Source organism: Sphingobium bisphenolivorans (genome assembly GCF_000412635.1).
Taxonomy (GTDB): domain Bacteria; phylum Pseudomonadota; class Alphaproteobacteria; order Sphingomonadales; family Sphingomonadaceae; genus Sphingobium; species Sphingobium bisphenolivorans.
Genome location: NZ_ASTG01000009.1, coordinates 18,355 through 42,356, shown reverse-complemented (window position 1 = coordinate 42,356; position 24,002 = coordinate 18,355). Strand labels below are relative to the sequence as shown.

The 24,002-nt window shown below is 64.3% G+C and carries 24 protein-coding genes, 1 tRNA gene and 1 other RNA gene; 13 read left to right on the top strand and 13 right to left on the bottom strand.

Annotated elements, in window-relative coordinates:
- The first annotated feature begins 5 nt into the window (after window positions 1–5).
- Together glgA and glgX are read left to right on the top strand one after the other, a co-directional pair.
- On the top strand, window positions 6–1,448 hold the full coding sequence (gene glgA / locus L858_RS0108085; protein ID WP_022682643.1) for a glycogen synthase GlgA: 1,443 nt from the start codon (window positions 6–8) through the stop codon (window positions 1,446–1,448).
- Window positions 1,445–3,316: a glycogen debranching protein GlgX gene (gene glgX, locus L858_RS0108080; protein WP_022682642.1), complete on the top strand. Its 1,872-nt coding sequence runs from the start codon at window positions 1,445–1,447 to the stop codon at window positions 3,314–3,316. Before glgA ends, glgX begins: the two co-directional genes overlap by 4 nt.
- A gap of 179 nt (window positions 3,317–3,495) precedes the next feature.
- Here glgX and L858_RS0108070 read toward each other — a convergent pair.
- Window positions 3,496–3,571 (bottom strand) — tRNA-Lys (locus L858_RS0108070).
- 54 nt (window positions 3,572–3,625) lie between these two features.
- Window positions 3,626–4,117, bottom strand: coding sequence for a 2-amino-4-hydroxy-6-hydroxymethyldihydropteridine diphosphokinase (gene folK, locus L858_RS0108065; RefSeq protein WP_022682640.1), 492 nt, complete (start codon window positions 4,115–4,117; stop codon window positions 3,626–3,628).
- 23 nt (window positions 4,118–4,140) lie between these two features.
- Between folK and L858_RS0108060 the strand changes: the two genes are divergently transcribed.
- Window positions 4,141–4,803 (top strand): uracil-DNA glycosylase, encoded by a 663-nt coding sequence (locus L858_RS0108060; protein ID WP_022682639.1) that lies wholly within the window; start codon window positions 4,141–4,143, stop codon window positions 4,801–4,803.
- On the opposite strand, the gene aguB is transcribed toward L858_RS0108060, so the two are convergent.
- The 5 genes from aguB to rpsD all read right to left on the bottom strand — a co-directional run bounded on the left by aguB (window position 4,791) and on the right by rpsD (window position 9,452).
- Window positions 4,791–5,639, bottom strand: coding sequence for an N-carbamoylputrescine amidase (gene aguB, locus L858_RS0108055; RefSeq protein ID WP_022682638.1), 849 nt, complete (start codon window positions 5,637–5,639; stop codon window positions 4,791–4,793). The two genes, L858_RS0108060 and aguB, sit on opposite strands and share 13 nt — an antisense overlap.
- 13 nt (window positions 5,640–5,652) lie before the next feature.
- Window positions 5,653–6,006, bottom strand: coding sequence for a DUF3147 family protein (locus tag L858_RS0108050; protein WP_037504498.1), 354 nt, complete (start codon window positions 6,004–6,006; stop codon window positions 5,653–5,655).
- Window positions 6,003–6,989: an agmatine deiminase family protein gene (locus L858_RS0108045; protein ID WP_022682636.1), complete on the bottom strand. Its 987-nt coding sequence runs from the start codon at window positions 6,987–6,989 to the stop codon at window positions 6,003–6,005. The genes L858_RS0108050 and L858_RS0108045 overlap by 4 nt, the downstream gene beginning before the upstream one ends.
- Window positions 6,990–7,071: 82 nt before the next feature.
- Window positions 7,072–8,721: a M28 family metallopeptidase gene (locus tag L858_RS0108040; protein ID WP_022682635.1), complete on the bottom strand. Its 1,650-nt coding sequence runs from the start codon at window positions 8,719–8,721 to the stop codon at window positions 7,072–7,074.
- A 116-nt stretch (window positions 8,722–8,837) separates the two neighbouring features.
- On the bottom strand, window positions 8,838–9,452 hold the full coding sequence (gene rpsD / locus L858_RS0108035) for a 30S ribosomal protein S4 (RefSeq protein ID WP_022682634.1): 615 nt from the start codon (window positions 9,450–9,452) through the stop codon (window positions 8,838–8,840).
- A 209-nt stretch (window positions 9,453–9,661) separates the two neighbouring features.
- Between rpsD and L858_RS0108030 the strand changes: the two genes are divergently transcribed.
- On the top strand, window positions 9,662–9,961 hold the full coding sequence (locus tag L858_RS0108030; RefSeq protein WP_028055940.1) for a chorismate mutase: 300 nt from the start codon (window positions 9,662–9,664) through the stop codon (window positions 9,959–9,961).
- An 86-nt stretch (window positions 9,962–10,047) separates the two neighbouring features.
- Here L858_RS0108030 and L858_RS0108025 read toward each other — a convergent pair whose 3' ends face one another.
- From L858_RS0108025 to rpiB, 4 genes are all read right to left on the bottom strand, one after another.
- Entirely contained in the window at window positions 10,048–11,097 is a 1,050-nt protein-coding gene (locus L858_RS0108025) for a TrmH family RNA methyltransferase (protein ID WP_022682632.1), read from the bottom strand.
- An 87-nt stretch (window positions 11,098–11,184) separates the two neighbouring features.
- Entirely contained in the window at window positions 11,185–11,646 is a 462-nt protein-coding gene (nrdR, locus tag L858_RS0108020) for a transcriptional regulator NrdR (protein WP_022682631.1), read from the bottom strand.
- Between the two features lie 6 nt (window positions 11,647–11,652).
- A complete protein-coding gene (gene glyA, locus L858_RS0108015) occupies window positions 11,653–12,972 on the bottom strand; it encodes a serine hydroxymethyltransferase (protein WP_022682630.1) in 1,320 nt (439 codons plus the stop codon).
- Between the two features lie 11 nt (window positions 12,973–12,983).
- Window positions 12,984–13,421 (bottom strand): ribose 5-phosphate isomerase B, encoded by a 438-nt coding sequence (rpiB, locus tag L858_RS0108010; protein WP_022682629.1) that lies wholly within the window; start codon window positions 13,419–13,421, stop codon window positions 12,984–12,986.
- Window positions 13,422–13,524: 103 nt separating this feature from the next.
- Between rpiB and L858_RS0108005 the strand changes: the two genes are divergently transcribed.
- Window positions 13,525–13,722 carry a hypothetical protein gene (locus tag L858_RS0108005; RefSeq protein WP_028055938.1) on the top strand — a complete coding sequence of 66 codons (198 nt, stop codon included), beginning with the start codon at window positions 13,525–13,527 and terminating at the stop codon, window positions 13,720–13,722.
- Here the strand turns inward: L858_RS0108005 and L858_RS0108000 are convergent.
- Together L858_RS0108000 and L858_RS0107995 are read right to left on the bottom strand one after the other, a co-directional pair.
- A complete protein-coding gene (locus L858_RS0108000; protein ID WP_022682627.1) occupies window positions 13,719–14,807 on the bottom strand; it encodes an HPP family protein in 1,089 nt (362 codons plus the stop codon). The two genes, L858_RS0108005 and L858_RS0108000, sit on opposite strands and share 4 nt — an antisense overlap.
- Before the next feature lie 130 nt (window positions 14,808–14,937).
- On the bottom strand, window positions 14,938–15,594 hold the full coding sequence (locus L858_RS0107995) for an alpha/beta hydrolase (protein ID WP_007688785.1): 657 nt from the start codon (window positions 15,592–15,594) through the stop codon (window positions 14,938–14,940).
- A 145-nt stretch (window positions 15,595–15,739) separates the two neighbouring features.
- Here L858_RS0107995 and L858_RS0107990 point away from each other — a divergent pair, with 145 nt between their 5' ends.
- The 8 genes from L858_RS0107990 to lon all read left to right on the top strand — a co-directional run bounded on the left by L858_RS0107990 (window position 15,740) and on the right by lon (window position 23,888).
- Window positions 15,740–16,783, top strand: coding sequence for a cysteine desulfurase family protein (locus L858_RS0107990; protein ID WP_028055937.1), 1,044 nt, complete (start codon window positions 15,740–15,742; stop codon window positions 16,781–16,783).
- Window positions 16,780–17,868 carry a cysteine desulfurase family protein gene (locus tag L858_RS0107985; protein WP_152639797.1) on the top strand — a complete coding sequence of 363 codons (1,089 nt, stop codon included), beginning with the start codon at window positions 16,780–16,782 and terminating at the stop codon, window positions 17,866–17,868. Before L858_RS0107990 ends, L858_RS0107985 begins: the two co-directional genes overlap by 4 nt.
- Before the next feature lie 16 nt (window positions 17,869–17,884).
- Window positions 17,885–18,220: a 2Fe-2S iron-sulfur cluster-binding protein gene (locus tag L858_RS0107980; RefSeq protein WP_022682624.1), complete on the top strand. Its 336-nt coding sequence runs from the start codon at window positions 17,885–17,887 to the stop codon at window positions 18,218–18,220.
- An 8-nt stretch (window positions 18,221–18,228) separates the two neighbouring features.
- Window positions 18,229–19,164: an SGM family class A beta-lactamase gene (gene blaSGM / locus L858_RS0107975; RefSeq protein WP_022682623.1), complete on the top strand. Its 936-nt coding sequence runs from the start codon at window positions 18,229–18,231 to the stop codon at window positions 19,162–19,164.
- A 112-nt stretch (window positions 19,165–19,276) separates the two neighbouring features.
- An RNA gene (gene ffs, locus L858_RS21250) (signal recognition particle sRNA small type) lies at window positions 19,277–19,374 on the top strand.
- Window positions 19,375–19,425: 51 nt separating this feature from the next.
- Complete coding sequence (locus L858_RS0107970; RefSeq protein ID WP_022682622.1) at window positions 19,426–21,039, top strand: DNA polymerase III subunit gamma/tau; 1,614 nt, start codon at window positions 19,426–19,428, stop codon at window positions 21,037–21,039.
- A complete protein-coding gene (locus L858_RS0107965) occupies window positions 21,036–21,359 on the top strand; it encodes a YbaB/EbfC family nucleoid-associated protein (RefSeq protein ID WP_028055936.1) in 324 nt (107 codons plus the stop codon). The genes L858_RS0107970 and L858_RS0107965 overlap by 4 nt, the downstream gene beginning before the upstream one ends.
- A gap of 132 nt (window positions 21,360–21,491) precedes the next feature.
- Entirely contained in the window at window positions 21,492–23,888 is a 2,397-nt protein-coding gene (lon, locus tag L858_RS0107960; protein WP_022682620.1) for an endopeptidase La, read from the top strand.
- The last annotated feature ends 114 nt before the right edge of the window (window positions 23,889–24,002 follow it).

Sequence of the window (24,002 nt, the reverse complement as noted above, 5' to 3'; positions counted from 1 at the left end):
ACAGGATGCAGTTGCTGTCCGTTGCGTCAGAAATCTACCCGCTGATCAAGACGGGCGGGCTGGCGGACGTCGCGGGCGCGCTTCCCGGAGCGCTGGCCGACCACGGCATCGCCGTCCGCACGCTGGTGCCGGGCTATCCCTCCGTCCTGGCGAAGCTCGGCAAGGCAAAGGTCGTCCGGCGCTATGAGGCGTTGTTCGGCGCGCCCGCAGCCGTGCTGGCAGCCAAAATCGAGGAACTCGACCTGCTGGTCCTCGATAGCCCGGACTTTTTCGCGCGGGAGGGCGGACCTTATGGCGACATGGCCGGGGGCGAGTGGCCGGATAATTGGCGGCGTTTCGCTGCCCTGTCACGGGCAGGCGCCGACATAGCGGCCGAGGGGCTGAAGGGCTGGCAGCCCGATCTCGTCCATGTCCATGACTGGCAGGCGGCAATGACCGCCGCCTATATGCGCTTCGGTCCCGCGCGCGCGATCCCCAAAGTGGTGACGATCCATAATCTCGCCTTCCAGGGCCGCTTCGGCTGGGACATTTTCGCCAGCCTCGGCCTTCCGCCCGAGGCCTGGAGCGTGGACGGTGTCGAATATTACGGCGGCACCGGCTATCTGAAGGCCGGTCTGGTTTCCGCCGACGCCATTACGACCGTCAGCCCCACCTATGCCGAGGAAATCCGCCGCCCCGCCGATGGCATGGGGCTCGATGGCCTGATCAATGGCCGCGCGGATCGGCTGCACGGCATATTGAACGGGGTCGATACCTCCATATGGGACCCGGCCACCGATCCGCTGATCGCCCGAAGGTTCAGCGCAAGGGCGCTGGCGGGCCGCTCTGCCAACCGGCGTGCTCTGGAAAAGCGCTTCGGCCTCGATCATGACGATGCTCCGCTCTTCATCATCGTCAGCCGGCTGACATGGCAGAAGGGCATGGACATGGTCGCCGGCGCGGTCGATCATCTGGTCGCGCTCGGCGGCAAGCTGGCGGTGCTGGGATCGGGCGACCATCCGCTGGAGGGCGCGTTCCTCGCCGCTGCCGACCGCCATCGCGGACGTGTGGGAACGCAGATCGGCTATGACGAGCCGCTCTCCCATCTTTTGCAGGCAGGCGGCGACGCGATCCTCATCCCGTCGCGTTTCGAGCCCTGCGGCCTCACCCAGCTTTATGGCCTGCGCTATGGCTGCGTTCCTGTCGTGGCGCGTGTCGGCGGGTTGGCGGATACGGTGATCGACGCCAATGAGGCGGCGGTCGCCTCCGGGGCCGCGACGGGCGTGGTCTTCGCCCCCTCCGATCCCGCAGCACTGCATGGGGCGCTGTCGCGTGCCATCCATCTGCATCGCGACAAGGGGCAATGGCAGGCGATGCAGCGCGCAGGCATGAAGGCCGATTTCTCCTGGACGCACAGTGCAGCGCGCTACGCCGCGTTGTTCCGGACGCTGGTGCAGGACGCGGCATGAGCGAAGACGCGCTCGGACCGATATTGTCCGGCGCCGGGGTCCGCTTCCGCGTCCGCTCTCCTGATGCGAGCCAGCTATGGCTGTGTCTGTTCGACGCGCAGGACCGAGAAACAAGGCACCCGATGGCATGGGGCGAAGGCGGCATCTGGACCGTCGATATAGCGGGCTTGGCAGCGGGCGCCCATTATGGGGTGCGCGCCGACGGACCCTATGATCCCGACGCAGGGCTGTGGTTCGATCCGGACAAACTGCTGCTCGATCCCTATGCTACCGCGATCGATCAGCCCTTTCGCTATGACGCTGCTCTTGCCGCACGGCGCGGGGAAGGGGACGATACCGCCGCGCTGGTCCCCAAGGCGATCGTGGAAACCCCTCTGCCGCCGATCCCGAAACGCGCGCCGGTCTTTCGCGCGGGCGGCCTCATCTACGAACTTCAGGTCCGCGGCTTTACCATGCTGCATCCCGATATAGCGCCGGAGCAGCGCGGGACCATCGCCGCGCTCGGGCATCCCGCCATCATCGACCATCTGCGCCGCCTGCATGTCACCGCCGTCGAACTCATGCCGGTCACCGCCTGGATCGACGAGCGCCACCTGCGGCCGCTCGGCCTGTCCAACGCCTGGGGCTATAATCCCGTCAGCTTCTTCGCGCTCGATCCCCGGCTGGCGCCTGGCGGCATGGCGGAACTGCGTGCCGCGATCGCCGCCCTGCATGAAGCGGGTATCGGCGCCATTCTCGACCTGGTATATAATCATGACGGAGAGAGTGACGCCCTCGGCCCGACATTGTCGCTACGCGGGCTCGATGCGCGCAGTTATTTCCGGCATGAGCCGGATGGCCGCCTGATCAACGATACCGGCACCGGGAACAGTATCGACTGCAATCACCCCGCCATGCGGCAGATGATCCTCGCGTCGATGCGCCATTTCGTTCTGGGCGCGGGCATCGATGGCTTCCGCTTCGACCTTGCCCCCGCGCTCGGCCGGCTGCCGCAGGGGTTCGACCCGCAGGCGCCTTTGCTGCGGGAAATGAGGGCAGACGCCATCCTGTCGGACCGTATCCTCATCGCCGAGCCATGGGACATCGGGCCGGGGGGGTATCAGCTGGGCCAATTTGGGGAAGGGTGGCTCGAATGGAACGACCGCTATCGCGACGATGTGCGGCGCTTCTGGCGTGGCGATCCGGGCACATTGGGAAGCCTCGCCACACGCCTTGCAGGCTCTTCCGACCTGTTCGGCGGCACGGGCGAAACGCGCACGGTCAACTTCCTCGCGGCGCATGACGGCTTCGCGCTCGCTGACCTGGCCGCTTATGAGCACCGCCACAATGAAGCTAATGGCGAGCAAAACCGGGACGGCCACGGCGATAATTTTAGCTGGAACAACGGCGTGGAAGGGCCGAGCGACGATCCGGCTGTGCAGGCCGCCCGCATCCACGACATAAGGGCGCTGCTCTCCACGCTCTTTTGCTCGCGCGGCACGATCATGTTGACGGCGGGCGATGAGTTCGGGCGCACCCAGCAGGGCAACAATAATGCCTATGCGCAGGACAATGCGATCAGTTGGATCGACTGGAGGGGCCGCAACCATGAACTGGAGGCGCATGCCTTCGCGCTCGCGCAGATGCGGGCAGCGCATCCTGAGCTTTCGGGCACGGACTGGCTGACCGATGCTGATGTGGAATGGCTGGATGAGGAGGGCAGGCCGCTCAGTCCGTCGCAATGGCAAGATCCGGCGCGAAAACGGCTCGTCCTTCGTTTCCGCGACACAGGTTTTACCCTGTGCGTCAACGGCGCGGCGGAGCCTTTTCGCCTGGCAGGCCACGAGGTCGCCCGGCGTTCAATCCTGCCGATTTCGCCAGACGGATAGGCGTCCAACCGTTCAGGGAACCAGATAGAGGCGCAAGTCGTTCATCCTACAGCAAGAATAGGAGAGGCTGGATGCACGACACGATCAAACCGCCCGCGGCGGTGGGCATCCTGTTCGGCCTGCTGCTGTCGATCGAGATCTGGTGCGGCGCTGCGCTGCTGGTGTCGATCCTGACATGATGGTGAGCCCTGCTGGATTCGAACCAGCGACCTACTGATTAAAAGTCAGTTGCTCTACCGACTGAGCTAAGGGCCCTCATGTCTGAAGGTCCGCACGCACTAGAGGCGGTGGTGCGGCGGGTCAACCTCCTCAAGCCGCTTTTCTGAGGTGCGCCTGCAAATGCCGGAGGGAAAACCCCGAAACCGGATCGCGCCAGCGCGGGGCGATGCTGACGAGCGGACCGAGAACGAAATCGCGGACCCGAAAGGCCGGGTGCGGGATGGCCAGCCGCCGGCTGTTCCAGCGTCCGCCCGACCAGAGGATGATATCGATATCAAGCCTCCGCGCGCCCCAGCGCCGATAGCGCCGCCGCCCCAGCGAACGCTCGATCCGCTGCAACGCGTGCAGCATATCCTCCGGCGCCAGGCAGCTTCGCACGACAAGCGCGCCGTTGGCGAACAGCCTCTGTGACGGCCCGACCGGTCGCGTAATCGCCACCGGTGCGACCGCCAGCACATCGCCGAGATCGCCAATCAGCCGAGCCGCCTCGTCCAGCAGTCGCGCCGGAGTCTGCCGTGCCGACAGCGGCCGGTTCGATCCCAGCGCAAGGGCATAGATGTGCGGCGGGCTTGTCTTGCTCATCGGCCAGCGCCTATCGAGTCTTCATGATGCTGCAAAGCCCCCTCCCGCAGAGCGAACCCTCGCCCGATTGTCCGCTCTGCCCGCGTCTCGTCGCGCTGCGTGAAGAATGCCGGGCGGAGCACCCGGATTGGTGGAATGCGCCGGTGCCCGCGTTCGGCGATCCCGGTGGCCGCATCGCCATCATCGGCCTTGCGCCGGGGAAGCAGGGCGCCAACCGCACGGGGCGGCCCTTCACCGGTGACTATGCGGGCGAGATGCTCTTCGCGGCGCTGGCAAAGTTCGGCCTCGTCGAAGGGACGTATGAAGAGCGGCTTGATGACGGGCTGAAGCTGCGCGGCGTGGTGATCCTCAACGCAGTCAAATGCCTTCCGCCGCAGAACAAGCCGAACCCCGATGAAATCCACAATTGCCGCGCTTTCCTGAAGGGGCAAATGGCCGATTTGACGCCGGCGCGCGTCTTCATCGCCCTCGGACAGATCGCGCACCAGTCGGCGGTGAAGGCGCTGGGCGGCAAGCTTTCCAAGGCGCGCTTCGCTCATCGGGCCGAGCATCGGATGCCGAGCGGCAAGATGGTCATCGATAGCTATCACTGCTCGCGTTACAACCAGAATACCGGTCGGCTCACTGCCGACATGCTCGAAACCGTCATAGCGCGCGCCGTGGAGCTTGCCGCTCAGATGTCCTGAGCGATGCGGGCGTAGAGCTCCGGCCGCCGGTCGCGGAAGAAGCCCATGCCTGCGCGGTGCTTGCGCGCCTGAGTCAGATCAAGCGTCGCGACCAGCGCGCCGCTGTCCCTTGCGTCGGCCTCAGCGACGAAATCGCCCCATTCGTCGCTGATGAAGCTGTGGCCATAGAATTTCTGCCCGTCCTCCTCGCCGATGCGGTTTGCGGCTATGACCGGCATGCAGTTGCTGACGGCATGCCCCAGCATCGCCCGGCGCCACATGCGGCTTGTGTCGAGGTCGGCGTCATAGGGCTCCGATCCGATCGCGGTCGGGTAGAAGAGCAGTTCCGCACCCATCAGCGCCATGACGCGGGCGGCTTCGGGATACCATTGGTCCCAGCAGATGCCGACGCCGATGGTGCCAACCTTCGTCTCCCACACCTTGAAGCCCGAATTGCCCGGCCGGAAATAATATTTCTCCTCATATCCCGGCCCGTCGGGAATGTGGCTCTTGCGATAGACGCCCATCACCTCGCCTTCGTCGTCGATCATGGCGAGCGAGTTATAATGATGCTGCCCGTCGCGTTCGAAGAAGCTCGTCGGGATATAGACACCCTCCGCCTTCGCGACCTTGCGCATTTCCTGCACGGCGGGGTGTTCGTTAAGCGGCAGCGCGTTGGCGAACAGCGCCTCCTCCTCGACCTTGCAGAAATAGGGGCCCTCAAACAGTTCGGGCGGCAGGATGATCTTCGCGCCTCTTGCCGCGGCCTTGACGACATGGCCCGCGGCCATCTCGATATTGTCCGCGCGGTCGTCGGAAAAGGCGAGCTGGAGCGCGGCGACGGTCACTTTGGTCATGAACTTCGGGTCCCTAGAGGCGGATGCCCATGCGGGCGGCGATGGCTACGGTGAGGAGATAGAGTAGGATCGTCAGCGCGCAACCGGCGATCAGCGCCGGCGTAAAGGAAATTCCCCGGCGAAGCAGTGCCGGGATGATCAGGAACATCGGCAGCGACGGGATGACATAATAGAATGTCGCCTCCGCATGCCGCGCCATATTCTCCGGATCGGGCCGGTCGTGCCAGAGCCAGATCATCCCCAGTACGGAAATCAGCGGCAGCGATGCAATCAGCGCGCCCAGCCCCGGATAGCGGCGCGACACGACCGAGACGATGGCGATGATGATGCCGGAGATCAGCGCCCGCAGCGCCAGCATTGCGCTCATCCAGGCAGCGGCATCTGCTGGCTGCAGCAATGGAAACTGCCGCCGCCGGACAGGATGGCGTCGCTGCGCAGGCCAATAATCTCCCGCCCCGGAAAGAAGGGCCTGAACGCATCCAGCGCCGCCTGATCGTTGGGCTGCGCATAGATCGGCACGATGACGGCGGCATTGCCGACGTAGAAGTTCATGTAGCTCGCCGGGATGACTTCGCCGTCCACGACGACGCGGCCTGGGGAGGGGATAGACGCGACCTCCACCCCATGCGCCTTCGCCCGCGCCCGTGCGTCGGCATAGATGGCCGCATTCGGGTCATCCTCCGCGCTCGCTTCGGGCAGCGCGAGAACGCCGGGCGCCACGAACCGGGCGAGATTGTCGACATGGCCATCCGTATGGTCGTTCAGCAGACCGTCGCCCAGCCACAGCATGTCCGAGAGGCCCAGCGATCCGGCGAGCAGCGTCTCGATCTTGCCCCGGTCCAGTTCCGGATTACGGTTGGGGTTGAGCAGGCATTGCTCGGTTGTGACGAACAGGCCGGTGCCGTCCGTGTCCACCGCGCCGCCTTCGAACACCCAATGTTGGGTCGAGGTGGGCAGGCCTGTCGTCGCGGCCAGCCGCGCGCCGATATCCTCGTCTCCCGGCATCTGATATTTGCCGCCCCAGCCATTGAAGCCGAAGTCCACCAGCGCCCGCTCCGACCTGCGCAGCACCGCGATAGGCGCCGTATCGCGCAGCCAAACATCGCCCAATTGCTGCACGACGATGGTGACGCCTGGCGCCGCAAGACGGCGCGCGACATCCGCGTCCGCTTCATTCGCAGCAACCAGCCGCACCTCTTCGCCCCGGCCGTCGGCATGAAGGGCGCTCGCGAAGTCGGCGATCTGCCGCCGCGCCTCGTCAAATGCGCCGGGCCACTCGTCGGGATAGGTCGGGAAGCCGATCCAGGTCCATTCATGCGGTGCCCATTCGGCAGGCATACGGAAAGTCATGGGCTTGCTCCTGTCTGCGGGATGCTTGCCTGCCCTCTACAGGAACATGGTCGCGATGACAGCGGCAAAAGCTTGACCTAGGCTATTTCACGCCCGCTCGGCTCCGGTCCCTGATCGCGCGGAATTCGTCGCCCGGCACCCAGTTCGGCCAGTCGGTCGTGTTGGCGAGGGCGCGGCCGACATCATAATAGAGTTTGAGGTCGGCTTTCACCCCGCTCCAGTCCCAATCGGGATCATATTCATCCTTGGGACCGTGATAGCGATGCTCCTCATAGTCCTTCGCCGCTTTCGCGCCGGCAGCGGGGCCACCCTTCACCAGATCCTGCCCGCCTTCGAAATAGAGCATCGGCACGCCATGCTTGGCGAAGCTGAAATGATCCGATCGATAGTAAAATCCCTTTTCGGGCGTCGGCTCCATGCTGGCGACGCGCTTCTGAGCGGTCAGTGCGCGGTCGAGATAGGCGTCGAGTTGCGACTTGCCCTTGCCGATCACCACGACATTCTTCGCAGTACCCGCCATGCTGAGTGCATCCATATTGACGCCGCCCACGGTGCGGCCCAGCGGCACGACGGGATGGTCGCCATAATAGGCTGACCCCAGCAGCCCGGATTCCTCCGCCGTCACCGCCAGGAACAGCTGGCTCCGGTCGGTGGGCCCCGCCTTCACATTCGCCTCCGCCAGCGCCACCAGCGCGGCCGTCCCGGTCGCATTGTCTATCGCGCCGTTGCAGATGTCGTCGCCATCGGGCGCGGCCTCGCACCGGCCGAGATGATCCCAGTGCGCGGCATAGAGCACATATTCGTCCGGCCTTGCCTTGCCGGGCAGCAGCGCGACGACATTCTTGGAACTATGCTTGCGGATGGCGTTGTCGAAGGAGATGCTGGCCTTCACGCCCTTCAGCGGCACGGCGTTGAACCCGCGCTTCTTCGCCGCCGCGCTCAGCGCGTCGAGGTTGAGCCCCGCGCTTGCCATCAGCGCCGCTGCCTTGCTCTTCTGGATCCAGCCGATCGCGGCGGACTGATCGGCATTGCCGTTGGCGCTGTCGGCAACATGCTGCGCCCCGGTCCAGCTCGACTGCACGACGTTCCAGCCATAGGCGGCCGGCACGGTATCATGCACGATGATCGCCGCCGTGGCGCCCTGCCGCGCGGCCTCCTCGAACTTATATGTCCAGCGCCCATAATAGGTCATGGCGCGTCCGCCGAAGGGCCCGCGCAGGGTCGGCGCCTGATAATCCGGATCGTTCACCAGGATGATGACGGTCTTGCCCTTCACATTCACGCCGGCATAGTCGTTCCACTTCTTTTCCGGCGCGTTGATGCCATAGCCGACGAAAATAACCGGGCTGTCCTTCACGTCGATGTGCGCCTGGCCGGTGCGGTGGGTGGCGATCACCATTTCAGATCCATAGATAGCGGAGACGGCGGTCTTTCCACCCGTGAAGGTCAGCGGTGAGACATTCTTCGCGTCGATCTCCACCAGCGGCACATCCTGGAACCAGCTGCCCTTGTTGCCGGGCTTCAGGCCCAAAGCCTCGAACCGCTGCACCAGATAGGCGAGCGTCTTTTCCTCTCCTGCTGTTCCGGGTGCCCGGCCCTCATAGGCGTCGGAGGATATCTCCTTCACCACCTGCTTCATCGTCTCGATGGAGGGGGCGTTGCCGACCGGCGCGGCCACTGCCGCTCCACCGGCAGAAAGCGCGATCAGGGAGGGGATGAGCAATGCGCGCATGGGCAAGGGCCTTGAAAAGACAGGATAGAGCTTGATGCCAGCAGCCTGTCACACGCACAAACGAAAAAGGCGGCCCCGAAGGACCGCCTTTCCATTTGTCTCGTAGGACCGATCGATCAGCGCGAATAGAATTCGACGACCAGGTTCGGTTCCATCTTCACCGGATAGGGCACCTCGTCCAGCGACGGCACGCGAACATAGGTGACCTTGGCATTGCCGTCAGGCGAAACATAATCGGGGATGTCGCGCTCGGGCAGGCTCTGCGCCTCCAGAACCAGCGCCATTTCCTGCGCCTTCTTGCCCAGGGTGATTTCGTCGCCCGGTTTCACCAGACGGCTGGCGATGTTGCACTTCACGCCGTTCACATAGATGTGGCCGTGCGAAACGATCTGACGCGCCGACCAGATGGTGGGAGCGAACTTGGCGCGATAGACGACGGCGTCCAGGCGACGCTCCAGCAGGCCGATCAGGTTCTGACCGGTGTCACCCTTCATGCGGGCAGCCTCGGTATAGTTCTTCTTGAACTGCTTTTCGGTGATGTCGCCATAATAGCCTTTCAGCTTCTGCTTCGCGCGCAGCTGGATGCCATAGTCGGACATCTTGCCCTTGCGGCGCTGGCCGTGCTGACCGGGGCCATATTCACGCTTGTTGACCGGGCTCTTCGGGCGGCCCCAGATATTCTCGCCCATGCGGCGGTCGAGTTTATACTTGGCGCTGGAACGCTTCGACATGATAATTCCTTACAATCACTAACAACGTCTGTTCACCCTCCATGGAAGGGTGAATGTCTTTCCCGGTCATCGCCTGCTGTCCATGTCTCAGGGGCAGGGCCACCGCTTCACCGGGATGCGGAGCCAATTGCGAAGCGGCGCCTATGGAGAAGGGAAGGATGCATGTCAACCCTCGACAGGGCCGGTTTCGCGGCTTAGGCAGCGTGCGCATGGACCCCGAAAGCTATACGACCATGGCCGAAGTCCGCGCAGGCGTGGACGAACTCGATCGCCAGCTTGTCGCGCTGTTGGCTGAGCGCTTCGCCCATATGCGCGCCGCTGCCCGGATCAAGCCGGAACGCGGTGCGGTGCGGGATGAAGGGCGGAAGGCTGAGGTGATCGCAAACGCTGGAGCCGAGGCGGAACGGCTGGGTGCGCCCGCTGGTGTGATTGCCGGGCTGTGGGAGCAACTGGTCGAAGCCTCCATCGCCTATGAGATGGCGGAATTCGACCGGCTGAGGAGTTCCTAAGTTCCCCACTTTCGTTCGGTTCGATCTTGTCGAGCGCCCCGCCGAGTTCTCGATAATATCGCGCTGATCGGGAGGAAAGCGAGGAGTCAGCGCGACCGAGGATTGCCCAGCGCCGACAACACCCCACGCAGGGTGCGGACCTCCAGATGGTTCCAGCCCGGCTTTGTCAGCAGATTGCGCAAGGTCCGCTTCGTCGCGGGTGCGCGGTCGGGCGGAAAGAAATAGCCGGCACCTTCCAGCAGCGTCTCGAACTGCTCGATCATCCCTTCGAGTTCCGCCTGCGGCGCAGGTTCTCCCAAATCCACCAGGGTAGGCTGTTCCAGTGAAGCCTGTTTCGACCATTCATAAGCGCACAGGATCACCGCCTGCGCCAGATTGAGCGATCCGAACTCCGGATTGATCGGCACGGTCAGGATTTTTCGGGCGAGCGCCACATCCTCCGTTTCCAGCCCCGACCGCTCCGGCCCGAACACATAGGCGGAGCGGCCCGTGGCGCCATGAATCTCCCGAGCGGCTTCTTCGGGTGTCACAACCGGCTTCGTCACGCCACGCTTGCGCACGGTGGTCGCATAGACATGCGCGCAATCGGCCACGGCGTCGGCCAGCGTCTCGAACAACTCCGCCTTGTCCAGCACCACATCAGCACCAGCCGCCGACGGCCCCGCGTCGGGATTGGGCCAACCGTCGCGTGGGGATACGAGCCGCATCTCGGTCAGCCCGAAGTTCAGCATGGCGCGCGCCGCCTTGCCGATATTCTCGCCAAGCTGCGGGCGGACGAGGACGATGACGGGGGAGGGCTGGGCCAGTTCTTTATCTTCCGTTCGGTTCGAGCCAGTGTCGAGCGAAGTCGAGACGCGCGGTCGAGAACGGGCAGCCTCGGAAACGTCCGCCCAATCCCCGCGGATCAGCGCCTCCTTCTTCTTGCGTGACCAGTCCTTCACTTGCTGTTCCCGCTCCAGCGCGTCTATCCTGTCGGTGAAAGCCTCGCTGAACACCAGTTCGACCGGCCGGCGGTCGTGGGTATAGCCTGGAATCTCGCCTGCCTGATGCTGAGCAAAGCGACGGTCCAGATCATCCGTGTGACCGGTATAATAGGTGCCGTCGTTGCAGCGAAGGATGTAAACCCAGAAACTCATGCTGTGCTTTGTTCTCGACAAGCTCGAACCGAACGGAGGCGGGAAGGTGTAAGAGCTAAGGTTGTCGCAGCCAGTTAAGCTGGGACCTCACTCACTCCCGACCTCCTTCACCGTCGAAGCAAAATCCTCAAAATCCCGCGCGTCGGTGAAATCCTTATACACGCTGGCGAAGCGAATATAGGACACGCTGTCGAGGCGCTTCAGTCCCTCCATCACCATCTCGCCAATCGCGCGTGCGGGCACCTCACCATCGCCCGATGTCTCCAGCTGACGCTGGATGCCGGAAATCAGCTTTTCCAGCCGGCTCGGATCGATCGGCCGCTTGCGGCAGGCGATACCGATCGAGCGGGCGAGCTTGTCGCGGTCGAAAGCTTCCTTGCGACCCTCGCTCTTCACGACCCAGATGTCGCGCAACTGTATGCGCTCGAAGGTCGTGAAACGCGCGCCGCAGGCCTCGCATTGCCGGCGACGGCGGATGGCGGCGCCATCCTCCGTCGGTCGGCTGTCCTTTACCTGGCTGTCGTCATGAGCGCAGAAGGGGCAACGCAAAGAGGCTTACCCCTCGTAGATGGGGAAGCGGGCGCACAGCGCCGAAACCCGCTCGCGCACCTTGGCTTCGACGGCGGCATCGCCATGCTCGCCATGATCGCGCAGCCCTTCCAGAACGTCCGCGATCATGTCGCCGATCGCCTCGAATTCGGCCACGCCGAAGCCGCGCGTCGTTCCGGCGGGTGAGCCGACGCGGATGCCGCTGGTCTTGGTCGGGGGCAGCGGGTCGCCGGGCACGCCATTCTTGTTGCAGGTGATGAAGCTGCGCTCCAGCGCCTCGTCCGCGTCCTTACCGGAAATGCCATAGGGCCGCAGGTCGATCAGCGCGAGGTGGGTGTCTGTGCCGCCCGACACGACCGCCAGGCCGCGTTGCTCCAGCTTGGCGGCCAGCGCCTTGGCGTTGGTGACGATCGCTTGGGCATAGGTCTTGAATTCGGGGCGCAGAGCCTCGCCGAACGCGACCGCCTTCGCAGCGATGACGTGCATCAGCGGGCCGCCCTGAAGGCCCGGGAACACCGCAGAGTTGATCTTCTTCGCAATGGCCTCGTCATTGGTCAGGATCATGCCGCCGCGCGGACCGCGCAGGGTCTTGTGGGTCGTAGTGGTCACCACGTCGGCGAAACCGAACGGAGTCGGGTGCGCGCCACCGGCGACCAGACCGGCGAAGTGCGCCATATCGACCATCAGCAACGCGCCCACCTTGTCCGCGATGGCGCGGAAACGGGCGAAGTCGAGGTGACGGGGATAGGCCGAACCGCCGGCGATGATCAGGGTCGGCTTGGCCTCGATCGCCTGTGCTTCGAGCGCGTCATAGTCGATGAGGTGCGTGTCCTCGCGCACGCCATACTGCACGGCATTGTACCATTTGCCAGACAGCGCCGGCTTGGCGCCATGCGTCAGGTGACCGCCGGCGTCGAGCGACAGGCCCATGATGGTGTCGCCAGGCTTCGTCAGCGCCAGCATCACCGCGCCATTCGCCTGCGCGCCCGAATGGGGCTGCACATTGACGAAGCCGCAGTTGAAGATTTGCTTCGCGCGGTCGATCGCCAGCTGCTCGACCTCATCCGACGGCGCACAGCCCTGATAATAGCGCTTGCCCGGATAGCCCTCGGCATATTTGTTGGTGAAGACCGAACCCTGCGCCTCCAGCACCGCCTTGGAGACGATATTTTCCGACGCGATCAGTTCGATCTGGTTCTGCTCGCGCTTCAATTCCTTGGTGACGCCAGCAAAGACCGCCGGATCGGCGTCGGCCAGGTTGCGCGTGAAATAACCTTCCGAACGGATGTCGGACAGCTTGGGCTGGGTGAGGGTTTCGGTGCTCATCTCAAGTCCTTTCAGAGCGCGGGCTGGGAGAGTTTCTCGACACGGCCGGCATGGCGGCCACCGCCGAAATCGGTGGAGAGGAAAGCCGTGACGCAGGCCTTAGCCATGTCGACACCGGTCAGGCGGGCGCCGAGTGCCAGAATATTGGCGTCATTATGCTCACGGGCGAGCGCGGCGGAAAGCGGCTCCGACACCAGGGCGCAGCGGCAGGCGGGATTGCGGTTGACGGCGATGGAAATGCCGATGCCCGATCCGCACAGGGCAATACCGCGTTCGGCCGCGCCGGTTGCGACGGTCGTTGCCAGCTTGTAGCCGAAATCGGGATAATCCACGCGGTCGGCAGTCGCCGGCCCTAGATCATCGACCTCATGTCCTTCGGAGCGCAGCCAGTCTGCAAGTTCCGCCTTCAGATCAACGGCGGCATGATCGGAAGCGAGTGCGATTTTCACGACAATATCGTCCTGTCACGGAATAAGGTGATTCGTTCTCGCGCCTCTTACGGGCTGCGCTGCGCAATTGCCACCGTCCACCTGCCAGCCTATGGCCTGCTTCATGGCAGGGACAATATTATCCATCCTGATGCTCGCCGGAGTTCTCCTCACGGGCGGAGGCATCTATTCGATCGTGAGGCGCGGAGATCGCAAGCGGGGCACGTTGATGATCATCGCGGGCCTTGTCATGTTCGCCAATGTCGCCATCACGGCGATCCCTGGTCCCGATCTGCCAGCATTGGAACAGGAAAGCCGCTAGACCCTGAGCGCGACTGCCGCCAGCAGGTCCGTCTGGGTCACGAGGCCGCGCAGGCGATGATCCGCGTCGATCACGATGGCCTCGCGCCGTTCGCCGCTGGTGAGCGGACGGAGCAGCCGGGCGACCGGCGTATCCTCCATGACCAACATGGCTTCCGACATGATGTCGCGCACCAAAGAACCTGCCCGCGCTAGGTCAAGGGGCCCGATCACGCCTTGCACCCGCCCGTCCTTGCCCAACACCGGAAGTGAGAGCAACCGCCGTTCATGGAGCACGGCTCCCGCATCGGACGAAGGCTGATCATCCCGCACGCTGATCACGTCGCGGGACATGATCGCGCCGCAGGTCAGTGTGCCATGGCTCCGTTCCGCCGCGCGCAGTTCGGCGTCGTGCAGCACCGCCTGCAGGTCGGTGGCATCCACGTCTAGCGTCTCGCCGAAATTGGCGAGCGCGTCCTCAATGTCTTGCTGGGACGGCGTGCGCCAGACAGGCGCGGGGTCGCTGGTTCCGTGCGTGCCGGGGGGCTGGGCAGGCGGAACATGGGGGTAGTTATGCTTCGCCAACCGGTGAAAAAGGATGGCGGCAGCAACCAGCAGAGCGGTGTTCACCCCCACCGGCACCAGCGCGAACATATAGCTGGGCGGCGCATGGGCAGCCCCCAGCACGGCAGAGAGCGCCACCGCGCCGCCAGGGGGATGGACGCAGCGCAACAACGACATGGCGACGATCGCCAGTCCCACAGCCATCGCCGCCGCGAGCGTCGGATCGGGGATGAGGAGCGCGATGAACGTCCCTGCCAGCGCCGACACGACATTGCCGCCCAAAACCGACCAGGGTTGGGCGAGCGGACTGGCTGGCACGGCAAACAGCAATACGGCGGACGCGCCCATGGGAGCTACCAGCAAGGGGTGAGCGAGGCCGTTGCCCAGCATCAGCCCGCAGAGCAGGCCTGTCACGGCAATGCCGCCGATCGCGCCGCTTGCCGCCTTCAGCCGGTCGAACAGGTTCGGGGCAGGCTGGGCCGGAATGAAGGCGCTGTAATAGCGGCTCCAGGTCAGGCGGACTTCTGGCTTGGGATCATGCATCGCGGGCAGCGGCTAAAAGGTGGAGGGGCGTCGGCCAAGCGGAAATTTCCTTGGCCGTCCGAAATCAGCTTCGCTCCAAAGAAAAAGGGACCGCCTCTCGGCAGTCCCATTTGGTCATCTGTGTTCCGGCTCAGCGGATCGGCGAGTCCGGCGACAGGCGCATGTCGAGATAATTGTCGACCGACTTCATCAGCTGGTCCAGCTCATGCTCGAAAAAGTGGTTCGCGCCACGGATTTCGTCGTGATGGATGGTGATGCCCTTCTGGGTGCGCAGCTTGTCGACCAGCTTCTGCACGGCGCTGGCAGTCACCACCTCGTCGGCCGTTCCCTGGACGATGATGCCCGACGAAGGGCAGGGCGCGAGGAAGGAGAAGTCGTACATGTTGGCCGGCGGCGCGACCGAGATGAAGCCCCGGATTTCCGGCCGCCGCATCAGCAGTTGCATGCCGATCCAGGCGCCGAAGGAGAAGCCGGCGATCCAGGTCGTCTGCGCTTCGGGGTGGAAGCTTTGCACCCAGTCGAGCGCAGCGGCGGCGTCGGACAATTCCCCGATGCCGTTGTCGAACGTTCCCTGACTTCGTCCCACGCCTCGAAAGTTAAAGCGCAGTACCGCGAAGCCGCGCCTTACGAAGGTCTTGTAGAGCGCCTGCGTGATCCGGTCGTTCATCGTGCCGCCGCCCTGCGGGTGCGGATGCAGGATCATCGCGACGGGCGCGCGGGGACGCGGCGGGGGGCTGAAGCGGCCTTCAAGGCGGCCTTCGGGTCCGGGGAAGATAACGTCGGGCATGGCACCTGTTATGGTTCTGGGCCGGTCCCCCTGAACAAGGGGGGGTGGCAAAGGGGGGTGCGCAGCGGCCAAGGCTGGCGCTGCGCGGCAAACCGCCTATATAGAAGTCGCCACCATTTCCGCAATCAATGAGTAATCCTTGCCCGTGGCTTCCGATCGTCTCTATCTGGATCATGCCGCCACCACCCCGGTGCTGCCTGCGGTCAAGGCGGCCATGATCGAGGGTCTGGACCGCTGGTCGAACCCCTCGAGCCCGCACAGCGACGGCCGCGCTGCCCGCGCTGCGCTGGAGGACGCCCGCCGACGCATCGCCGTGGCGCTCGGCTGGGCAGGGCAGGTCATCTTCACCTCCGGCGCCAGCGAAGCCATCGCGATCGGCCTCACGCGCGCAAAGGCGAACCGAACCCTCACCTCACTGATCGAGCATGACGCGGTGTTGCGGGTGACGCCGACAGCGGAGCGGTTGGAGGTGGACGGCGATGGCCTCGTCCGTCATTCCCGTCTTCGCCGGAATGACGAAGATGGTACGATCCTCGCCCTCCAGCACGTCAACAATGAAACCGGCGTCATCCAGCCGCTCGAACAGATGGACCGCGCCGGCATCATCCTCTTCGCCGACTGCGCGCAGAGCGCCGGCAAGCTCCCGCTGCCCGACGCCGACATGATCGCCATCAGCGCGCATAAGTTCGGCGGCCCGCCCGGCATCGGCGCCCTGCTCATCAAGGACCTGGCCCTGATCCATCCCAGCGGCGGTCAGGAGCAGGGCTATCGCGCCGGTACCGAGAACCTGCCAGCTATTCTCGCCATGGCCGCAGCGCTCGAAATGCGGCCCGACTGGCTAACCGCCGCCGCGCAACTCCGGCAGAAGCTTGATGTCGCCATCGAGTCTGCGGGTGGAAAGATTGTCGCGCGCGATGCGCCGCGCATTCCCTCGATCGCCAGCTACCGCATGCCCGGCGTGTCCGCCCGTGCGCAGCTTATTCAGTTCGATCTCGCCGGCATCTCCGTTTCTGCCGGAAGCGCCTGCTCCTCCGGCTCGCTCAAGACCAGCCATGTCCTCAAAGCCATGGGCTGGGGCGAAACCCAGGCGGCCGAAGTCATCCGCGTCAGCTTCGGCCCCACCACCAGCGAGGCCGACATCGACCGCTTCATCGCAGCATGGACGCAGATGGCGGCGCGCACCCGATGACCATCTATCTCGATTATCAGGCGACGACGCCGCTCGCGCCGGAAGCATTTGAGGCAATGGTGCCGCTGCTGCGGGATCAGTTCGCCAATCCGCACAGCGCCCATCGCCTTGGCCGTGCAGCCGCCGCCCATGTGGAGGTTGCCCGTGCCGAAGTGGGCAAGCTGCTTCCTGGCGGCGGCCGTCTGCTCTTTACGTCCGGCGCGACCGAAGCGCTGAACATGGCGATTCAGGGCGCCCCGGCTGGCGACCTCGTCACCGTTGCTACCGAACATGCGGCGGTGCTCGACACGGTGGAGGCGATGGGCCGGGCAGGTCGCTCCGTCACCATTTTGCCCGTCGGCGGCGACGGTCTGGTCGACCTGACTGCCGCAGCCGCGGCCATCCGTCCAGGCATTGCGCTGGTCGCCGCAATGTTGGTCAATAATGAGATCGGCGTGATCCAGCCGATTGCCGAACTGGCGGAGCTTGCCCATCGCGCCGGTGCCTTGTTCCTCTGCGATGCCGTGCAAGGCTACGGCCGCGTGCCCATCCCCGACCAATGCGACATGATCGCCATCAGCGCCCATAAGGTTCACGGGCCCAAGGGCATAGGCGGCCTCTGGCTGCGGGACGGCTTGGCGCTTACGCCGCTGATCCATGGCGGGGGGCAGGAGGCTGGGCTGCGGTCCGGTACGCTGTCGCCCGCCCTATGTGCCGGGTTCGGCGCCGCTGCCCGCCTGATGCGCGAACGCGCTGATGCAGACCATGCGCATGTCGAGCAGCTCTGGACCCGCGCCATCGCCCTGTTTCATAACTGGACGCTCAACGGCAGCGCCGACATGCGCTATCATGGCAATCTCAACCTTCGCCGGGAGGGTGTTGATGGTGCGCGGCTGTTGTCCGAATGCCGCAATGTCGCATTTTCGCTCGGCAGCGCTTGCGCGAGCGGGTCGGGACGGCCTAGCCATGTGCTGCGCGCGCTCGGCCTCTCGGATGCCGAGGCGCGGGGATCGGTGCGGATCGGCTTTGGCCGCTACACGACATTGACCGATCTGGAGGATGCTGCGAGGACGGTGGAAATGGCAGCTGCAAAAGCAGCGTCGTGAGTAGGGAAGTCGCACTATGACCAGGGTAATCTTCATCAGCGCCGATGGAGAGCATCGGCAGCAGGTTGATGCGCCGGCTGGCTCGGTTCTGCTGGACGTCGCGCAGGCCAATGGCCAGCCGCTGGAGGGCACGTGCGAAGGGCAGATGGCCTGCTCCACCTGTCATGTCATTGTCGAGGCGGACGATTTCACCAAGCTGGACAAGGCTTCGGAGGATGAAGAGGATATGCTCGACCTCGCCGCCGCTGCGACCCGCACCAGCCGCCTTTCGTGCCAGATCGTGCTCGACGAACGGCTGGACAGTCTGACGGTGCGCATTCCCGGCGAATCCCACAATATGCAGGGGATGTAGTCACGCTGATGCCGAGTCGTTTTCTGCCGGCCCTCGCCGTGCTGGTCCTTGCCGCACCTGCCGTGGCGCAGGAGAGTCCCTCGCGCCAATCGCTGCTGCCGGCGCCGCCGCGCTACACCGTAACGCAATCCGCCATGAACTCGGTGCGTAATCCCAAGCAGATCGAGGCTGAGACGGGTGGGCGGTTGGGCGTTGCTCTGGTGGACAGCCGCGGCGCGCTCATCCTCGGCTTCAACCGCGACGAGCGATTCGCCATGTGCTCGACCTTCAAGGCCCCCCTTGCCGCAGCCGTGCTGACGGGCGCGGAAGGCGGCAAGTTCGGGCTTGAAGGCGAGATCAGCTTCGGCAAGGCGGACATCCTGGAACATGCGCCCGCCGTCAAAAAGAACCTCAAACGCGGCCGCATGTCGATGGATGAACTGGCCGCTGCCGCTGTCGAACTCAGCGACAACAGCGCGGCCAACCTGCTGCTGCCGATGATCGGCGGGCCTGAAGGCCTTACCCGTTACATCCGCGCGCATGGCGACACAGTTACCCGCCTCGACCGGACCGAGCCTTCTCTCAACGAGAATGCGGCAGGCGACGAGCGTGACACTACCAGCCCCGCTGCCATGGCTGGCCTGATGGCGCGCTTGATCTTCCGCGACCTCAAGCCGGACAGCGCTGCCAAGCTGCGCGGCTGGCTGAACGCCAGCAGCACGGGTGCCAACCGCATCAAGGCGGGGCTGCCCAAGGGCTGGACCTCCGGCAGCAAGACGGGGAGTTGCGGCACCGCCTATAATGACGTGGCACTGGTGAAGGCGCCCTCGGGAGAGGAATATATTCTCGCCATCTATCTCGACCGGCCAAGGGTGGACTCCAAGGCCGCCGAAGCCGCCATCGCCGAAACCGCGAGCGCCGCGCTGGATTTCGTCGGCAAGGCGCAGAAGACGGGTCTGCGATAGCAGAGGCCTCATAGAACGCCGCTCCTGCCTTCGTAGCAGTACCGTTTTTGTATCTGCTCGTTCTTCGCCCACGATGAGCTTGCCATCGCCGCCGCCTTTCGCCATATGCCGCGCCGGGAGTCGGGCGGACGTAGTCGTCGCGAACCTGGTCAGGTCCTGACGGAAGCAGCCACAGTGATTTCGCTGCGGGTCGTTCCGGCTCCCACCTCCATCCAGCTTTCCGGCTTCGACAGCCTCGCAACTAGCCGCTAGACTGCACCGATGTCCGATTCACCTCAGCCCTATCGCGTCCTTGCGCGCAAATATCGCCCGCGCAATTTTCGGGAGCTGATCGGGCAGGACGCGATGGTCCAGACGCTCGGCAATGCGATCCGCAGAGGCCGGCTCGCTCATGCGTTCCTGATGACCGGCGTTCGGGGCGTCGGCAAAACCTCGACCGCGCGGTTGATAGCCAAGGCGCTGAACTGCGTCGGGCCGGATGGCCAGGGTGGTCCCACCATCGACCCCTGCGGTGTCTGCGAACCCTGCACGGCCATCGCGGAGGGGCGGCATATCGACGTCGTGGAGATGGACGCTGCGAGCCATACCGGCGTCGACGATGTGCGCGAGATCATTGAGGCGGTCCGCTACGCCGCGGTGTCGGCGCGCTACAAAATCTACATCATAGACGAAGTGCACATGCTTTCGAAAAACGCGTTCAACGCGCTTTTGAAGACGCTGGAGGAACCGCCGGCGCATGTGAAATTCCTCTTCGCGACGACCGAAGTGAACAAGGTGCCGGTGACCGTCCTGTCCCGCTGCCAGCGCTTCGACCTCCGCCGCATCCCGGCTGAGTTGCTCGCGGCTCATTTCGCCCATGTGGTGGAGGCGGAGTCGGTCGCCGCCGAGCCCGACGCGCTCGCACTCATCGCGCAAGCCGCCGAGGGCTCCGCGCGCGACGGCCTCTCGATTCTCGACCAGGCCATCGCCCATGCCGAGATGGGGGAGGGCGCCCCGCTGGTCACCGCGGCTCAGGTGCGCGACATGTTGGGCCTGTCGGATCGTGGTTCGACCCGCCGCCTGCTCGCGCTCCTGCTTGAGGGCCATACCGGCGCGCTGCTCGGCGCTGTTCGCGATCAATATGCGCTGGGCGTAGAACCGCTGTCGCTGATGCGCGGCCTGCTGGAACTGGTTCACGCCGTCACGTTGGTGAAGGCCGGGCGTGACATCTCCAATCCGGGCCAGTCCGCCGAGGAACGCGAGGCGCTGGCCGAATGGGCTTCACAGCTTGGCTTCGCGCCGCTTCATCGTCTCTGGCAACTGCTGCTCAAGGGACATGACGAGGTCGCAAACGCGGTGCTGCCGATCGAGTCCTGCGAAATGGCACTGCTGCGCGTCATGCATGCCGCGACCATGCCCGATCCCGGAGAGATCGCGCGTCTCCTTCGCGAAGGAGCGCCGGGCGCTTCTGTGCCCGCACTGCAAGCATCCGCCGCCTCCGGTAAATCGGTCTCCCAACTGCCGACCAGTTTCGAGGATCTGATCGAATTGCTCTACACCCGCGGCAGGGGGCAATTGTCCCAGCATCTCAAGGACTGCGCAGGCCTGTCGCAGTTCGCGCCCCCCTTGCTCGAAATTCGTCTCACCCACCCGTGGCATGGCGAGGGCGATTTCTTCCGCGAGGTCGCGCGGGCCCTTAAGGACATCACCGGCGTTACATGGCAGGTGCGGCAGGGCGAAGGACCGGTTGCGCCGACGCTGATGGCGCAGGAAGAACAGCAGCGCGAGGATATTCGCGCGCAGATTATGGAAACCCCGGTGGTCAAGGCGGCGCTCGCTGCCTTCCCCGATGCCGAGCTTAGCGATGAGCTCGAACCATGGAGCGCAGAGCGATGAAGGATTTGAACGAGATATTGGGCATGGCAAGCCGCGTGCAGGAGGAACTGCAACGTGCGCAGGACAATCTCGACAAGCTGGAGGTGGAGGGCACGGCCGGCGGCGGCCTGGTCAAGGTCCGCGCCTCGGCCAAGGGACGCATCCTCGGCGTCGCGCTGGATGACAGCCTGCTCGCCCCGTCCGAAAAGCAGATGCTGGAGGACCTCATCACCGCCGCCTTCAACGACGCACGCAAGAAGGCCGATGAAGTATCGAATGCCGAGATGGGCAAGATGACGGCCGGTCTACCGCTGCCCCCCGGCTTCAAGCTCCCCTTCTGACCGGAATTTACGGCCGTATCTGTCCTTATTCATCAACCCGGTCGGATAAGGCATGATTGAACCATGCGGTAACTCTCCCCATAAAGGCGATGAACCGTATGACTGGGCAAGAAAGATCGCCCCGGAGAGTCAATGACCACGCAATATCCTCTTCTTCCGCTCCGCGACATCGTCGTGTTCCCGCAGATGATCGTGCCACTGTTCGTGGGCCGTGACAAAAGCGTGGCCGCGCTCGAATCGGCGATGGAAGGCGACAAGGAAATCTTCCTCGTTTCCCAGCTCGACCCTGCTGAGGATGATCCGGGCAAGGACTCGCTGTACGACACTGGCGTGATCGCTGTCGTGTTGCAGCTGCTGAAGCTGCCCGACGGCACCGTCCGCGTGCTGGTGGAGGGCAAGCAGCGCGCGCAGTTGGGCGGCATAGACAATGCCGAAAAGCATCTGGTCGCGCATGTTGACGCGATCGAGGAAGTTGCGGTCGAAGGTCCCGAGGCGGCGGCGCTGATGCGTTCGGTTGCCGAGCAATTCGAAAACTACGCCAAGCTCAACAAGAAGCTGCCGGCCGAAACGCCCGTCCAGCTGCGGGAGATCGAGGATGCGGGACGTCTGGCTGACGCCGTCGCCGCCAACATCAACGTCAAGGTTTCCGACAAGCAGTCGCTGCTGGTCGAGGCTGATCCGGTCAAGCGGCTGGAGATGGTGTTCGCCTTCATGGAGGGCGAGCTTGGCGTTCTTCAGGTCGAAAAGAAGATCCGCGGCCGCGTGAAGCGGCAGATGGAAAAGACCCAGCGCGAATATTATCTCAACGAGCAGTTGAAGGCGATCCAGCGCGAACTGGGCAATGGCGAGGGCGAGGAAGGCGACGAGCTTGCCGAACTGACCGAGAAGATCGCCAAGGCCAAGCTCAGCAAGGAAGCCCGCAGCAAGGCGACGGCGGAGCTCAAGAAGCTCAAGGGCATGCAGCCCATGTCCGCCGAAGCGACGGTCGTGCGCAATTATCTCGACGTGCTGCTCGGCCTGCCTTGGGGCAAGAAGGGCAAGGTCAAGAACGACCTCAAAAAGGCGCAGGACATTCTCGACGAGGATCATTTCGCGCTGGAGAAGGTCAAGGACCGGATCATCGAATATCTCGCCGTGCAGGCGCGAACCAACAAGCTAAAGGGGCCGATCCTGTGCCTGGTCGGCCCTCCGGGCGTCGGCAAGACCTCGCTCGGCCGCTCGATCGCCAAGGCGACCGGACGTGAGTTCGTGCGCCAGTCTCTGGGCGGCGTGCGCGACGAAGCGGAAATCCGGGGCCATCGCCGCACCTATATCGGGTCGCTGCCGGGCAAGATCGTCACCAACCTCAAGAAGGCTGGGACGATGAACCCGCTCTTCCTGCTGGACGAAATCGACAAGCTCGGTCAGGACTTCCGCGGCGATCCCGCTTCGGCTCTGCTGGAAGTGCTCGACCCCGAGCAGAACAGCAAGTTCCAGGACCATTATCTGGAAATCGACGTCGATCTTTCCGACGTGATGTTCGTGACCACGGCCAACTCCCTCAACCTGCCGCAGCCGCTGCTCGACCGCATGGAGATCATCCGGCTCGAAGGCTATACGGAGGACGAGAAGGTCGAGATCACGCAGCGTCACCTGCTGCACAAGCAGATCGACGCGCACGGCCTGAAGGAAGGCGAACTTACCGTCACCGAACCGGCGATCCGCGACCTCATCCGCTATTATACGCGGGAGGCGGGCGTCCGCACGCTGGAGCGGGAAATTGCGCGTCTCGCCCGCAAGGCGCTGCGCAAGATCCTGGAAGGCGCTTACGAGACGATCACGATCACGCCTGAGAACCTCGCCGACTATGCCGGCGTGCGGAAATTCCGCCATGGCGTGGGCGAGGAGGAGCATCAGATCGGCGCTGTTACCGGGCTTGCCTGGACCGAAGTGGGCGGCGAATTGCTGACCATCGAAGCTGTGACGGTCCCGGGCAAGGGCATGATCAAAACCACCGGCAAGCTCGGTGAGGTGATGAACGAGTCGGTCCAGGCCGCCTTCTCCTATGTGAAGGCGCGCTCGCCCGGCTACGGGATCAAGCCCAGCATCTTCACCCGCAAGGACATCCACATCCACCTTCCCGAAGGCGCGGTGCCCAAGGATGGTCCGTCGGCGGGCATCGGCATGGTGACGACGATCGTGTCGACCCTGACCGGCATCCCCGTTCACAAGGATGTCGCGATGACCGGTGAGGTGACGCTGCGCGGCCGGGTTCTCCCGATCGGCGGCCTCAAGGAAAAGTTGCTCGCGGCGCTGCGCGGCGGCATCAAGACGGTGCTGATCCCGGCGGAAAATGAGAAGGATTTGGCCGAGATCCCCGCCAATATCCGCGAAGGGCTGGAAATCGTGCCCGTCAGCCATGTGGACGAGGTGCTTGCGCGTGCGCTGGTCTCGACTCCGGAGGCGATCGCCTGGACCGAGGAAGATGACCTCGCGGCCCAGCCGAATCCGGCGCAGGGGCGTGATGGGGACGCTTCGATCCGGCACTGACGGGGCGCTCCATAAGGCGCGTTTGCGTCTAATCACCGGGGATTTTTCCCATAAAGAGGGTAAATTCCCGGGCGACCCCCCGGCCGCGCCGCTTTCTCTTTGACAAGGGTAAAA

Excerpts from the sequence above, each read along its gene's own strand:
- glgA (WP_022682643.1), top strand. The coding sequence starts at position 6 with ATGCAGTTGCTGTCCGTTGCGTCAGAAATCTACCCGCTGATCAAGACG.
- glgX (WP_022682642.1), top strand. The coding sequence starts at position 1,445 with ATGAGCGAAGACGCGCTCGGACCGATATTGTCCGGCGCCGGGGTCCGC.
- folK (WP_022682640.1), bottom strand. The coding sequence starts at position 4,117 with ATGAGCAAGACAAGCCCGCCGCACATCTATGCCCTTGCGCTGGGATCG.
- L858_RS0108060 (WP_022682639.1), top strand. The coding sequence starts at position 4,141 with ATGATGCTGCAAAGCCCCCTCCCGCAGAGCGAACCCTCGCCCGATTGT.
- aguB (WP_022682638.1), bottom strand. The coding sequence starts at position 5,639 with ATGACCAAAGTGACCGTCGCCGCGCTCCAGCTCGCCTTTTCCGACGAC.
- L858_RS0108050 (WP_037504498.1), bottom strand. The coding sequence starts at position 6,006 with ATGAGCGCAATGCTGGCGCTGCGGGCGCTGATCTCCGGCATCATCATC.
- L858_RS0108045 (WP_022682636.1), bottom strand. The coding sequence starts at position 6,989 with ATGACTTTCCGTATGCCTGCCGAATGGGCACCGCATGAATGGACCTGG.
- L858_RS0108040 (WP_022682635.1), bottom strand. The coding sequence starts at position 8,721 with ATGCGCGCATTGCTCATCCCCTCCCTGATCGCGCTTTCTGCCGGTGGA.
- rpsD (WP_022682634.1), bottom strand. The coding sequence starts at position 9,452 with ATGTCGAAGCGTTCCAGCGCCAAGTATAAACTCGACCGCCGCATGGGC.
- L858_RS0108030 (WP_028055940.1), top strand. The coding sequence starts at position 9,662 with ATGGACCCCGAAAGCTATACGACCATGGCCGAAGTCCGCGCAGGCGTG.
- L858_RS0108025 (WP_022682632.1), bottom strand. The coding sequence starts at position 11,097 with ATGAGTTTCTGGGTTTACATCCTTCGCTGCAACGACGGCACCTATTAT.
- glyA (WP_022682630.1), bottom strand. The coding sequence starts at position 12,972 with ATGAGCACCGAAACCCTCACCCAGCCCAAGCTGTCCGACATCCGTTCG.
- L858_RS0108005 (WP_028055938.1), top strand. The coding sequence starts at position 13,525 with ATGGCAGGGACAATATTATCCATCCTGATGCTCGCCGGAGTTCTCCTC.
- L858_RS0108000 (WP_022682627.1), bottom strand. The coding sequence starts at position 14,807 with ATGCATGATCCCAAGCCAGAAGTCCGCCTGACCTGGAGCCGCTATTAC.
- L858_RS0107995 (WP_007688785.1), bottom strand. The coding sequence starts at position 15,594 with ATGCCCGACGTTATCTTCCCCGGACCCGAAGGCCGCCTTGAAGGCCGC.
- L858_RS0107985 (WP_152639797.1), top strand. The coding sequence starts at position 16,780 with ATGACCATCTATCTCGATTATCAGGCGACGACGCCGCTCGCGCCGGAA.
- L858_RS0107980 (WP_022682624.1), top strand. The coding sequence starts at position 17,885 with ATGACCAGGGTAATCTTCATCAGCGCCGATGGAGAGCATCGGCAGCAG.
- blaSGM (WP_022682623.1), top strand. The coding sequence starts at position 18,229 with ATGCCGAGTCGTTTTCTGCCGGCCCTCGCCGTGCTGGTCCTTGCCGCA.
- L858_RS0107970 (WP_022682622.1), top strand. The coding sequence starts at position 19,426 with ATGTCCGATTCACCTCAGCCCTATCGCGTCCTTGCGCGCAAATATCGC.
- L858_RS0107965 (WP_028055936.1), top strand. The coding sequence starts at position 21,036 with ATGAAGGATTTGAACGAGATATTGGGCATGGCAAGCCGCGTGCAGGAG.
- lon (WP_022682620.1), top strand. The coding sequence starts at position 21,492 with ATGACCACGCAATATCCTCTTCTTCCGCTCCGCGACATCGTCGTGTTC.